The 12,817-nt window shown below is 28.5% G+C and carries 11 protein-coding genes, 1 tRNA gene and 1 other annotated feature (1 of these 13 running past the window's edge); of the genes, 2 read left to right on the forward strand and 10 right to left on the reverse strand.

What is annotated here, in order from left to right; genetic code table 11:
• Positions 1–214: a binding site (T-box leader), on the reverse strand; it reaches 28 nt to the left of the window's first position.
• 76 nt (positions 215–290) lie between these two features.
• The 3 genes from I4V63_RS04200 to I4V63_RS04210 form a co-directional block, all read right to left on the reverse strand.
• Positions 291–1,544 carry a CBS domain-containing protein gene (locus tag I4V63_RS04200; protein WP_196000046.1) on the reverse strand — a complete coding sequence of 418 codons (1,254 nt, stop codon included), beginning with the start codon at positions 1,542–1,544 and terminating at the stop codon, positions 291–293.
• A 252-nt stretch (positions 1,545–1,796) separates the two neighbouring features.
• Entirely contained in the window at positions 1,797–2,294 is a 498-nt protein-coding gene (locus I4V63_RS04205) for a hypothetical protein (protein ID WP_196000047.1), read from the reverse strand.
• A 210-nt stretch (positions 2,295–2,504) separates the two neighbouring features.
• Positions 2,505–3,395, reverse strand: a complete 891-nt coding sequence (locus I4V63_RS04210; protein ID WP_196000048.1) for a YegS/Rv2252/BmrU family lipid kinase — start codon at positions 3,393–3,395, stop codon at positions 2,505–2,507.
• A 218-nt stretch (positions 3,396–3,613) separates the two neighbouring features.
• Here I4V63_RS04210 and pssA point away from each other — a divergent pair, with 218 nt between their 5' ends.
• A complete protein-coding gene (gene pssA / locus I4V63_RS04215) occupies positions 3,614–4,135 on the forward strand; it encodes a CDP-diacylglycerol--serine O-phosphatidyltransferase (protein ID WP_196000049.1) in 522 nt (173 codons plus the stop codon).
• A gap of 49 nt (positions 4,136–4,184) precedes the next feature.
• Here the strand turns inward: pssA and I4V63_RS04220 are convergent, their stop codons facing one another.
• From I4V63_RS04220 to recQ, 7 genes are all read right to left on the reverse strand, one after another.
• Positions 4,185–4,583: a hypothetical protein gene (locus tag I4V63_RS04220; RefSeq protein WP_196000050.1), complete on the reverse strand. Its 399-nt coding sequence runs from the start codon at positions 4,581–4,583 to the stop codon at positions 4,185–4,187.
• Positions 4,584–4,766: 183 nt separating this feature from the next.
• On the reverse strand, positions 4,767–5,159 hold the full coding sequence (locus I4V63_RS04225) for a hypothetical protein (protein ID WP_196000051.1): 393 nt from the start codon (positions 5,157–5,159) through the stop codon (positions 4,767–4,769).
• 13 nt (positions 5,160–5,172) lie between these two features.
• The gene (locus tag I4V63_RS04230) at positions 5,173–5,715 is read right to left on the reverse strand and encodes a rubrerythrin family protein (RefSeq protein ID WP_196000052.1); all 543 of its coding nucleotides are present in this window, start codon (positions 5,713–5,715) and stop codon (positions 5,173–5,175) included.
• A gap of 118 nt (positions 5,716–5,833) precedes the next feature.
• Entirely contained in the window at positions 5,834–7,204 is a 1,371-nt protein-coding gene (locus I4V63_RS04235) for a SpoVR family protein (protein ID WP_196000053.1), read from the reverse strand.
• The gene (gene yhbH / locus I4V63_RS04240; RefSeq protein WP_196000054.1) at positions 7,204–8,379 is read right to left on the reverse strand and encodes a sporulation protein YhbH; all 1,176 of its coding nucleotides are present in this window, start codon (positions 8,377–8,379) and stop codon (positions 7,204–7,206) included. The genes I4V63_RS04235 and yhbH overlap by 1 nt, the downstream gene beginning before the upstream one ends.
• 5 nt (positions 8,380–8,384) lie before the next feature.
• Positions 8,385–10,307 (reverse strand): PrkA family serine protein kinase, encoded by a 1,923-nt coding sequence (locus I4V63_RS04245; protein WP_196000055.1) that lies wholly within the window; start codon positions 10,305–10,307, stop codon positions 8,385–8,387.
• Between the two features lie 212 nt (positions 10,308–10,519).
• On the reverse strand, positions 10,520–12,274 hold the full coding sequence (recQ, locus tag I4V63_RS04250) for a DNA helicase RecQ (RefSeq protein ID WP_196000056.1): 1,755 nt from the start codon (positions 12,272–12,274) through the stop codon (positions 10,520–10,522).
• Between the two features lie 126 nt (positions 12,275–12,400).
• On the opposite strand from recQ, the gene I4V63_RS04255 reads away from it, so the two are divergent.
• Positions 12,401–12,487, forward strand: a tRNA-Leu gene (locus tag I4V63_RS04255).
• The last annotated feature ends 330 nt before the right edge of the window (positions 12,488–12,817 follow it).

Consider the following 12,817-nt stretch of genomic DNA (forward strand, 5'->3'; position numbering starts at 1 on the left):
ACTCTAATTAAACCATCATAATAATAATGATTTCACTCATTCTACGGTACAATTAATACCTGATCGCTATAACGGGCGCTACCGTAAAACCTTACTATTATTTCAGGCTTAAACTCCAAAGGGCACTTCATATAAATTACCGGTGAAAAGATCCCAGCTTCCTTTTCTCTCTGTAACCATCCTTTATACTACTTTCCTTTTTCATAGTTTTAATTCCGAGTATTTAACTAAACTTTATAATATAATTATATGCCTATCCCTAAAAATGTCAACAGATAATTTGAAATTTTTTACTTATTTTTCTTTTTCCACATTGGATATAGTACTTCATCTATTAAATCATGAGTATTTACAACCCCTATTAATACCTCACTATTATCAACAACTGGAATAGCCATCAAATCATATTTTGATGCTATTTCAACAGCTTCATTAATAGACTCATTATGCTTAAGTATATTTATATTTTCATTCATTACTTCTTTAGCTTTAACATTTGAAGCATTTAAAATAAGGTCCTTTAATTCTATGATTCCAATTACCTTTTCATCCTCATTCTTAATAAAAATTGAATTTAATTCTTCATCTTCTGGATCACTTTCTCTTAATATATCTATTATTTCACCAATTGTTATATCTAAATTAAACGAAATGAAATCTTTACTCATTATACTTCCAACTGTTTCATCTTCATATTTAAGAAGTTCCTTAACCTCTTCAGCATCCTCGGTTTCTAGATTAACTAATATTTTTTCTCTTTCTTCATCATCTAATTCATCCAAAATATCGGCGATTTCATCATTAGGCATATTTTCTAATACCTCAACAGCCTTTGCTTCGCTTAAATCTTTAATGATACTACTCTTATATTCTGGCTCAATTTCTTCTAAAGTATCAGCTGCTAAATCTTCATCTAATGATTCAAATATTTGCTTTCTAGAGCTTGCATCTAAATTTTCTAATATATCAGCTAAGTCAGCTGGATGTAATGTTGATAACTTTTTATACGGTACCGAAATTTGAAGATTTTTATTAACCATTTCTAATGACTCAACATCATCCCACATTAATACCTTATCTTCATAATCCTTATTCATGATTTTATAAAGAAACTTACCTAACCCTTGACAATTCATCCTTCTAAACTTAGCAAGTGGTCCAGTTTCAACTGCTATTACTCTATATTCTCCTGCTATTTCAGCGATTCTTAAGTCATCAACTCTAACAACCTGCTTGCCATTAATATCAACAATTTTCTTATCTAATAAATTTCTTGATAATAAATACGAATAAGTTCTTGGTAGTATTTCTTTGCTTCCCCTAGTCATAATCTTAACCTTATTATCATCACTATAAAAAACTATACTTCTAAATTCATAGTGAAAAGTAACTCCATCCCTTTTGACTTTATAACCAATTACCCTTGGATAACCTTGCTCTGTTGTTACATAAATGTCCTTTAATTCTCCTAGCACATCATCAAACTCATCATACATGTTCTTTCCTAATATACTAGTAAACAAAAACACTGATAATCTTTGCATAAAAATCCTCCTCAACTAATAGAGGAGATTTAAAACATTAAATGTGTGTTTCCCCTCTATTACTTCTTATATTCAATTTTCTTAAATTAATACTCTGAGGGACACCCTCCATTTAATCTCACCACCATTTTTTGCATAAATTATAACTTTTTATTCGCAATAAAAAAGCCCTTCTTCGGGCATTATTATATATATTAATATTATATTAATCTCCCTCTAAAAGGCAATACTTTATATGATTATTATTTAATTTTATTTCTTAAAAGTTGCTATAGCTTTATATGAACATCCAATCATTGCAAATTCACCCAATACCGGGTAAGGAAAAAGCTTTATTCCTCCCAAAAATAATATAAATTCTACTACTGTTATAGCCAATGAAATCAATAACAATATCATTCCACCTTTATTACTATATGGCTTGTCTAAAAATAATAGTGTCACAACAGTCATTGATGACATTATTATTAAGTAAATCAGGCTTGGAACCAACATCTCTTTATAGCTTACTACAAATCCAAAAGTGTTATCTACTCTTATATCTAACTTATAAAATAAATTAATTACTATATAAGCTAAAAATAAAATAATCATAAAACTATAATTATAATCAAATTTTCTATTTTGATCTCTTAAAAATATATAAAAACTCGCTAATGCTAGTAATGGCATTCCAATAAACGTTAATTGTGTTAACGCCTTAATTATATATATGATTCGTTGATGCTGTACTATCCATAATGATAGCAATGACACATACCTAATAAAAATTATAAATAGGGTTATAAAATAAAACCTCTGTATTTTTATTGGACACCTTTTAGAGCTTATTGATATTAAATACAAAGAAAAAATAATTATAAATAACAATATACATAAATAAATAAAGGCAATCACATCTTCTCTCCTTTACAAAAATACTATTATTTATAATTATTAATTGAATTTTATATTTATTCTTTAATTCTTTATATTAACACCTAAAATTTTCAGACCACCTTTTATACATTTTATATCAAGTGGAAAATCTGGTCCCTTTTCTCCATCAATATCAGTAACTATATCTTCGTTACATTCAACATGTAAGTGCTTTGTTTTAAAGTATATTACCTTATCTGAATCTAGATGTTCACCTTTTAACACCTTAATAAATAGAGGTAATAATTCATATATTTGCACTGCTTTAAATACTATAACATCCAGCATACCATCCGTTGCGTCTGCCCTAGATGCTAAATTAAAGTTTCCTGCTGTTTTACCATTAAACACTAACATAAGATACATATTACCTTCAAAATTAACCTCATCAGATTTTATGTTAACCTTAAGTGGTCTAAAGTTAGGTAATTCTTCTATTCCTTTTAAGTAATAAGCTAACTTTCCTATAGTATTTTTTAAATTTACGTCAGTTTTTTGTGAAACATCAGTAAAAAGACCTGTACTAGCAACATTAACAAAATATTTATCATTAATGCTTCCTAAATCTACACTAGTTACATTAGAATTTATTATTTGCTTGCAAGCTTCTTCTACATCAAATGGTATTCCTAAAAATTTTGAGAAATCATTTGCTGTTCCTACTGGTAAAATACCTATTGGTAATGAAATCCCCTTTCTAGCCATAGCATTTACAACTGAATCCACAGTTCCATCTCCACCAGCAACTAAAATATATTCATATTCACTTGGTATAATGTCGTCGAAAGCAGAATCTATACTACATTCTCTTCTAATTCTATATGGTACTATAGTCATACCTGCTTGTTGATGTATATTAATTATTTCATCTAACTTAGATAAAATAATATTTTCTCCAGAATACGGATTATAAATTAATTTTACCTTTTTCATTGTACCCCTCCTAATTATATAAGAAATTATACCACATAGTTTTAAATTCTCCACCCCCCAATATACCTTAGTTTACTATATATAAAACTTGTTTATACCATAAATATATAGGTATATCTCATTTAATCTCTACTTTTCTCTTTTCAAGCCAGTATTGTTAATTTTTTATAAAATCTATGCTATAATATTGATGTTAAGATTAACGTAGGAGTGATTATATGAGAAAAAGCAGTATTCCTAACATCTTTACTTTTATTAATTTATCATTTGGTATTTTATCACTATTAGCTACCTTTGAAGGCAACTATCAGCTTGCTTGTATTTTTATATTACTTGCAGCCTTAGTTGATAGATATGATGGTAGAATAGCACGTTATTTACAGGTTTCAAGTGATTTAGGAAAAGAGCTAGATTCTTTAGCAGATTTAGTTTCTTTCGGTGTAGCACCATCTATATTAATGTTTTTATTATTTGATTTTTATACACTAGGTCCTTCTAAAATATTTGGAATAATTCCACTATTATTATTCCCAATCTGTGGTGCTTTTAGATTAGCTCGATATAATGCAAGTGAATTTAATGGAGTGTTTACTGGTGTTCCAATTACTGTTACAGGAAGCTTCTTAGCTTTATTTTGTTTATTTACTATTAATAAAAATATATCTGCACTTATTCCATTTTTATTATTGTTATTAGGTTCTTATTTAATGGTAAGTACTTTAAAGCTAAAGAAATTTTAATTATTAAAAATTGGGCTATAGTTTTCTAATAAACTATAGCCCATAACATTTAATCTTCAAAATCCTTTTGATGCTCTTCTTTATACTTTTTTAAAGCCTCATATTCTTCCCTTACAGATGAATCTTGGAAAAGTAACTCATTATCAACTTCTGTTAAAATTACACTACTATCTGTATTTTTTAAGATATGATCTCCTACAAGGGCAATATATTTAAAATAACTCTCCCCACATTCATCTAATAATTCTATTACATGATCTATTATCTTTCCTAAATTATCCGCCCTCTTAACTGCCACTTTAACATAACTACTTCTTGCTTCATTAATATTATTTAGCTCAGCTGCTCCAGCAATTAATAATCTATAGGAGTTCACCATAGATTGTAATAATTGATTTAAATTACTTAAATCCCCATAATACTCTTTCATTAATTGTTGGTATTTCATGTAATACCTCCATCTATAAACTAATTAATAATAAAGTTTATCTGTTAACTAGCCATTGTAATACGTCTACCAATTTAACTAGAAGATGATAACGGCTAACCCCTTAAACTAAGCGACTTTGTGCTATAAAGAATTCTAACTTTAACATGTAGTTAAAACTACATCTTAAACTAAAAATTCAACTTACTTATCTTCGCACCCTTTAATAACTATATTACCTATAAATTCTTCATCTATCTCTGTAAATATTTGCTCAATTTCCTCACACTTTTTATATTCATCTTCATCTTTTTTTAATGACATATAAATTGTATTATCTTTTTTTTCAGCAGTTTTAGCCTCTTCTTCACTCTTTCCACATTTAACATTACTCATTTCCACTTGTAATATATCTTGTTTCTCATTTGCAGATTTACTATTTTCTAAAGTTTTACTTATACTTTCACTTTTTGTTTTGCCTGTACTTTCTCTATATAAATTTGTATCAAATTCCAAGTGATTAGTTTCTTTATTTAGTATAAAACTATCACTAAATACTACTGGAACAAAAAACTCTTTAGGTATTGATATAAACATTTTAATCCTCCTCTTATAAATCCTCTATTTCACAATAAGGTTTAAAATATGCTCTAGGATATCCACATAATGGACATTTCTCCGGAGCTTCACTTCCTTCATGTATATACCCACAATTCATACAAACCCATTTTGATTCCCTTGGTCCAGCAAACATTGTTCCATCATCTAATTTATCATACAAAGCTTTAAATCTTTTTGCATGCTCTTCCTCAACTTCTCTTAACTCCTTAAAAAAATTAGCGATATCTACAAAACCTTCTTCTCTTGCTTCTTGTTCAAATTTAGCATAAATATCTTTAAACTCATCTGTTTCACCACATATAGCATCAACTAAATTTTCTTTTGTATTACAAACTAACTTTAAATACTCTTTATATACTCTTCTAGCATGTGCTAATTCATTTAAAGCTGTTAAATCAAAAATACTTCCTACCCATTGATATCCTTCTTGCCTTGCTTTTTCAGCATATAAAGTATATTTATTTCTAGCCCTACTTTCTCCAGCAAATGCTCTATATAAGTTTTTTTCAGTTTTACTTCCCTTTAAGTCCATGATTTTCTCCTTAAAAATATTCCTTATACTAAACTATTCAAAACATACAAAAATGATGAATTAAATCTGATAGTAATTCTTACTTATCATCATTAATCCATCATTTTTAACACTTTTTTTAATTTACTGTAACCCTTCTATCATTATCGCATACTATTTCTACACTTCTACCTTCTTTAGTCTTAGTAGTCAATATTACTTTATGTCCCCAAAGATCAAATAAATATTTAATTGTTTCTTTAGCATAAAGTAACTCTAACTCTCTTCCATCGAAAACATGCTCTAATGTTAAAGTTCCATCTCTCTTATTTAAGTCAGTTATTCTTATATAAGGTATAGAGCCAACTCCGCATGAATCAGACATAGTATCCCTAATACTCTTCCATCCTTGTTCATCAGATACTTCATCAACAACAAATTCAAAGCTCTTTTTAGCATATTGAAATAAACCTAATTCCTCACATAATTCTTGTGTTAAGTACTTACGTAAGAATGAATTATCTCTTTCAATATATCTAACTTCAAAAATCTTATCTCTTCCATACCTCTTCTCTATATCCTCAAACACCTTAAATCCAACATAATACGGATTTAATCCACCTAACGCTGGAGCAATTACATCATTATGACGTTTTATAAACTCAAAATGTAAACTTTGAGGCAATTCTAAGCTTTTTAAAATATTATAATGACAATAGCTGGCCCAACCTTCATTCATTATTTTAGTTTCTATTTGTGGAATAAAGTATTGTGTTTCCCTTCTGACTATTTTAAGAACTGACCTCTCCCATTCTTCTAAAGCCCCATATTTAATAATAAATCCAATAACATCATCACAAGGCTCAATTGGAGTCTTACTTAAATCTGGTATCTTTATTTCCTCATCCTCACTTAAAACATCTCTATTCTCAATTTTTCTATTATATTCTTCTATTAAATTTGATTTTATCTCCTCATCGCTTAAATCCTTAAGTCCAACCACCCTTGGAATTTGATATCTAAGCGCATGAGCAGCATCAAGTATTTTTTCTACCTTAGCATATCCTATACTTGGATCGTTAATATATCCTCTTATTATATCAGCATCTAATTTAAACATCTCTAAAGTATAATAAGCCTTAGTTCCTTCTCTAAACAGTCTATTATTCTTAAAGAAATCATTATGGCCATAAACATGAGCCATAGTTAATATCTGCAATAATAATGTATTCTCATTCATTAAATATGCTAAGGATGGATTTGAATTTATAACCATTTCATAAGGTAATCCAGTTAAATTTAATGAATATAATGTTTTACTCTTTTCATATGCCTTACCATAACTCCAATGTGGATACTTTGAAGGCATTCCAACATATGCTTCATAAGCTAACATTTCATTAAACCCAACTATTTCAAACTCCTGAGGATAATAATCAAGCCCAAATTCTGTAGCTTTCTTTTCAATTTTCACATTCCATTCTTCTAAATCCTTTAATGTGTACTCCATTATTCATCCTCCCTTAACTCCTTGCTAAGCATCAACTTAAGAGCATCCCATAAATTCTTTTTTTCCTTTACAATAACAGATACAAATTTCTTATCTACTATTTCCTTATTGAATCTATAATACATTGTTGTTGAATAAGTTGATGGTAAAAGTTCAGCATAACCAAACATATTACTTACTTCACAAAGTTTTTTGACTGATTGAATTGCTTTTTCATTATCCTCAGACCAGTTATCTCCATCACTAGCGTATATAGGATATATATTCCATACTTCTGGTGAATATTTTTCTTCAATAAGTTTTAACGCTAAATTTAAACCACTTGATATATATGTTCCTCCTGACTCTGCCTTATGGAAAAATTCATATTCGTTAACTTCTTTTGCAACTGTTGTATGAGAAATAAATTCAAAAGCAATATTATTATATTTTCTTTTTATGAAAGTTGATAAAACAAAGAAAAATGATCTTGCTAAATACTTTTTAGTACTATCCATTGAACCTGATACGTCCATTATAAAGAGCATAACAGCATTGCTTTCCTTCTTAGGCTTCGTTTTTACCCTATAATATCTAATATCATCTTCCCTAAATGGAAATCTTTCTAATTCAGTATCTAATCCAGCCTCCCTTAAAGCCCTTACCTTCCCCTGCTTACGTGCAGTCTTGGCCATAACAGTCTTCTTCTTTGCAAGCCTTGGATTAATTCCATGCTTTTGATATCCTCTTTTTCTACTTGCACTTTCACTAATAATTTCTGAATATTTCTTTTTATCTAAATTAGGCAAATCCAAATCTTCAACTATATAATCCATCAATTCTTCTAACGTAATTTCTGTTTCATATACATCATCACCTTCAGAGTTACCTGCACCTTTATTTCCTTTTTTACCACTAGACTCAGCTGAGCCTAATTTATCTCCACGTTTTTCCTCACCAGTACCGGTAGCAACACCTTTATTGTTGCTACCAAATACAAATTGATATTCCTTTATTCCTCTAATAGGAATTTTAAATTTTTTATTTTTAGTTTCACCTACTATGCTTTCTTCTGAGAGTATATCTCCTAAGTTTTCTTTAATGGATTTCTCTACCAACTGCCTATGTCTTCTTCTATCTTCTATACTTCTATCATGCTCAACAGGATTTGTTGTATTATCTCTAAATATAGCCATCCTTATCAATCCTTCCACAAGTTGTTTGCTGCATACTTAAGAATTACATCACAGCAGTGTTGGCAATATCCATTCCTTTTCATTTCTTCAACCATTGCGTTGTATTTTTCTGTTTGTTCTTTATCTCTAACTCTTGACTTAGTAATAATTCTAGATAAATCTCTAACTGATGCTATAAGCTTCTTTTCTATAGCTTCTTTTAATGGTTCATAAGACTTATAATCAATCTTAGCTCCATTTCTTACTAAGTAGAACATATAAGAAGTAACATCTGCTCTAAAGCCTTTACTTGATGCTTCAGATACGCCTATTTGTTCTTCTATATTTCTCATAAACTCTTCATCTGGATTTAATTCTTCGCCAGTTTGTTCATCTTTTATTCTAGTCTTATTTACAAATGCCTCTGCATTATCTATATAATTATTGAATAAACTTTCAGCTTGTTCTCTGAATGAATGGATGAATGCCTTTGTAATTTCTTTTTCAAGTATCTTGTTATACTCTTTACGTATTGTATCTTGAATAAAGCCTAAATACTTCTTCTTATCATCAGATGGAATATCCATATCTTTAACTGACTTAATAATACTTTCCATTATGCTTAAAGGATTAATACAATTAAACTCTGAATTAGAAAGAGCATTATCAATTGCCTTAATAATAAATCTTGTACTAATTCCCTTCATTCCTTCATAAGGGCCAGCCTCTTCTCTAAGCTCAATAATATCGATCTTCTTAGTTGTTCCCTTTTCAACTAAATCCTCACCATTATAAATCTTAAGCTTAGTCATAGGATCAACTTTAGCTGATGGTGTTAATCTAGAAAGTATTGCAAACATAGCTGCAACTTCGATAGTATGAGGTGCAATATGTGCACTAAAGTTACTCTTCTTTAAAATCTTTTCATAAATTTTTATTTCTTCTTCAAGTTCTAAACAATAAGGTACTTCTACCTTAACAATTCTGTCTAAGATTGCTTCATTTGTATGGTCTGATTTAAATTTATTCCATTCAGCTTCATTTGAGTGAGCTATTATAAGACCATCAAAATAAATCATTGAACCTTTACCTGGTGATGGTATAGATTTTTCTTGTGTAGCAGTTATTATTGTATGCAAATACTCAACATCATTTTTAAATACTTCTATAAATTCTACTAAACCTCTATTACCAACATTAAATGCACCATTTAATGAGAATATTCTTGGATCATCTTCTGGATACATATCCATCTTTGAAATATCAACAGAACCAGTTAATATTGATGTATCTTGGTTATTTGGATCAACTGGTGGAACAACACCAATTCCTTTTCTTGATCTTATAGAAAATCCCTTTCTCTCAACTGGGAAATTTTCATATTCACCATTAAACTCATGAAGTAATCTATACTTACAAACTGGGCATAAATCACCTTCTATTTGTGTGCCTAACATTTTATTAAATTCATCCCTTAAATGATTTGGAACTAAGTGTAAAGGTTCTTCATGCATAGGGCAACCTTTAATTGAATATATAGGTTCACAATGAACTAATGCACTCTTTAGTGCTTCAACTAATGAAGATTTACCTGCGCCAACTGGTCCTACTAAGTATAAAACTTGTCTTGCTTCTTCACCCTTCATAGATGCAGAATTTAAGTAATTCACTATTTTCATTATAACTTTGTCTATTCCAAAAAAATCATCCTTGAAATATCCATATTTCCTAATAGCTTCATTACCATATATCTTTCTTACTCTTGGGTTTTCATCTGCTTTTAATACCTCAACACCTTTGCTCATAATAAAATCATATAATCTCTTATGAGAAAGCTTTGCCACATCCGGGTTTTTCTTTACTATCTCTAAGTAATCTAAAAATGTTCCTTCGAATTTTTCACTATTTCTATTTTCTCTATCTGTAATTATAAAGTCCTTGAAGTCCATAAACTCATCCCTCCCCTTAATTTAATATATTATTGATTCAAATAGTTATATTCCTATTTTTTAAAATTTACACTTCTCTATATTTTATATGTTTTAATTTCATAATTATTATTAAATTTAATGAATTTTATTATTTTTATTTATCTTACATAATAAATAAAAGCTCATGTAAATTTTTCATTATTTACACAAGCTTTTACACTTTTTATCAATTATTTATTTAGCAAACTTAACAAAGCTTTCCCATACTTTTCAAACTTCTTTTGACCCATTCCTCTTATATCTAAAAGTTCATCTTCACTTTTAGGATTTTTATTACATAATTCAATTAAAGTTGCATCTGAAAAAATAATATATGGTTTTACCCCTTCTTTAATAGCCATTTCTCTTCTCCAAGACCTTAACATATTAAATAATTCACTATTAATTACCTTTTCTTCATTTTCAAATGTTAATTTTAACATTACCTTCAATTGAGACTTTAAAACTTTATATGAATTCTCATTTAATTTAAGCATTGAATAAGTTCCATCTTTCAAATTTACATATCCATATTCGATTAATTCCTTTATAAAGTCCCTTATAAATTTACTGCTATAATCTTTCATTATTCCATATGTAGTTAATTCATTTAATTTATCATTTATTATTTTAGGTCCAACCATTCCACGAAGAATATCTATTAAAACTGAAATTCCATATCTTTCTTTTGTTCTATACACGCAAGATAATATTTTTTGCGCTTCTATTGTATAATCTCTAAGTTCATCATTATTTAAGCAGTTACTACAGTTCGTACAATACTCTCTAATATTTTCTTCACCAAAATACTTCAATATGAAACTTCTTAAACAATCCTTGCTTTCACAAAAATCTATCATTTTTTGCAACTTTTTAATTTCAATTTCTTTTCTATTTATTTGTACTGTTGTATGAATCAAATATTCTAAAGTTCTTATATCTGCTCTATTAAATAACAAGTGACATTCCGCTGTTAATCCGTCTCTTCCTGCTCTTCCTATTTCTTGATAGTAGCTTTCAATATTTTTAGGAATTGTAAAATGAATTATATATCTTACATTAGATTTATCTATTCCCATTCCAAAAGCATTCGTTGCTATCATTACATTTGAATTTTCATTTAAAAATTCATCTTGGTAATACTCCTTTTCACTATCTTTTAACCCACCATGATATTTTAATACATTATAACCTAAATCTTTTAAGTAATAATATAGTCCATCAACTTCTTTCCTTGTGGCACAATAAATTATACCTGCTTCATTTTCCTTTTCTCTTATAATATCTTTTACTAACTCAAGCTTATCTTCTTCAATATGTAATTTAATCTCTAAATTTTCCCTATCAAAACTACCAACGTATATGTATGGATTTCTTAATCCTAAAAGTTTAATTACATCTTCTCTTACTATCTCAGTTGCCGTTGCAGTAAAAGCTGTTATTATTGGTCTTACCCTTAAACTATTTATAAATTCAGCTATTAAACTATAACTTTTTCTAAAATCATGACCCCACATTGATACACAATGAGCTTCATCTACAGCTATTTGACTTATATTAAGAGATCTTAATTTTCGTTTAAAGAATTCATTTTCTAATTTTTCTGGTGCTATGTATAGAAGCTTAACTTCTCCTCTTTTGCAAAGTTCTATTATTTCATCACTTAGTTCTAATCTTTGAGTACTATTTATATATCTTGCATTTATACCATTTGAATTTAAATTATCTACTTGGTCTTTCATCAAAGAAATTAATGGTGAAATCACTACTGTAATACCCTTAAATAATAAAGCTGGTATTTGATAACAAATAGACTTTCCTCCACCTGTAGGTAAAATACAAAAACTATCCCTACCTCTTAAAATATTGCTTATAATTTCATATTGTCCTTTTCTAAAGGTGTTATATCCATAATACTTATTAAGTACTTCAAAAACTTTATTCATTTAATTTCACCAGCTTTCTTAAATATGTTAAAATACTATCACTTTTTATTAATACTAACATAATTTTTATTATTTTTAAAATTTATGTTGACATATTTATAAAATAATATTACAATAATCTTGCTTGCTGAAGTGGCGGAACAGGCAGACGCACAGGACTTAAAATCCTGCGGTAGCGATACCGTACCGGTTCGATTCCGGTCTTCAGCACCAAAAAGACTATACTTAAGTATAGTCTTTTTTTATCTATATCTGAATCCTCCATTTCAAATAAATATTCTAATGCCAAATCTACAATAAATTTATCATTTTCTTTTTTGTACTATTTACTTTCCCTTCATCGCCCTTTTTCTTCTATCATATTCATAAGAATTATAATTATCTAATGAAATATAATCATAGTTTTCCCCCACCTTCTAATAACTTCTATACTAGTTTCTAGTAATTGTTATTTTGCCTTATTAATTAATTTCAAATACAATTAATCGCACCCCCCCATTTTGTCAAATTATCATATTTATGGTAACATTTTTGCTACTTTTT

This window comes from Clostridium sp. 1001271B_151109_B4, from assembly GCF_015670405.1.
Taxonomy (GTDB): Bacteria; Bacillota; Clostridia; order Clostridiales; family Clostridiaceae; genus Clostridium.

What these genes read in the sequence shown, in the direction of transcription:
- I4V63_RS04230 (WP_196000052.1), bottom strand. Translation starts at nt 5,715, where the DNA reads ATGGACTTAAAGGGAAGTAAAACTGAAAAAAACTTATATAGAGCATTT.
- yhbH (WP_196000054.1), bottom strand. Translation starts at nt 8,379, where the DNA reads ATGGCTATATTTAGAGATAATACAACAAATCCTGTTGAGCATGATAGA.
- I4V63_RS04200 (WP_196000046.1), bottom strand. Translation starts at nt 1,544, where the DNA reads ATGCAAAGATTATCAGTGTTTTTGTTTACTAGTATATTAGGAAAGAAC.
- I4V63_RS04245 (WP_196000055.1), bottom strand. Translation starts at nt 10,307, where the DNA reads ATGGACTTCAAGGACTTTATAATTACAGATAGAGAAAATAGAAATAGT.
- recQ (WP_196000056.1), bottom strand. Translation starts at nt 12,274, where the DNA reads ATGAATAAAGTTTTTGAAGTACTTAATAAGTATTATGGATATAACACC.
- I4V63_RS04220 (WP_196000050.1), bottom strand. Translation starts at nt 4,583, where the DNA reads ATGAAATACCAACAATTAATGAAAGAGTATTATGGGGATTTAAGTAAT.
- I4V63_RS04210 (WP_196000048.1), bottom strand. Translation starts at nt 3,395, where the DNA reads ATGAAAAAGGTAAAATTAATTTATAATCCGTATTCTGGAGAAAATATT.
- I4V63_RS04225 (WP_196000051.1), bottom strand. Translation starts at nt 5,159, where the DNA reads ATGTTTATATCAATACCTAAAGAGTTTTTTGTTCCAGTAGTATTTAGT.
- I4V63_RS04235 (WP_196000053.1), bottom strand. Translation starts at nt 7,204, where the DNA reads ATGGAGTACACATTAAAGGATTTAGAAGAATGGAATGTGAAAATTGAA.
- pssA (WP_196000049.1), top strand. Translation starts at nt 3,614, where the DNA reads ATGAGAAAAAGCAGTATTCCTAACATCTTTACTTTTATTAATTTATCA.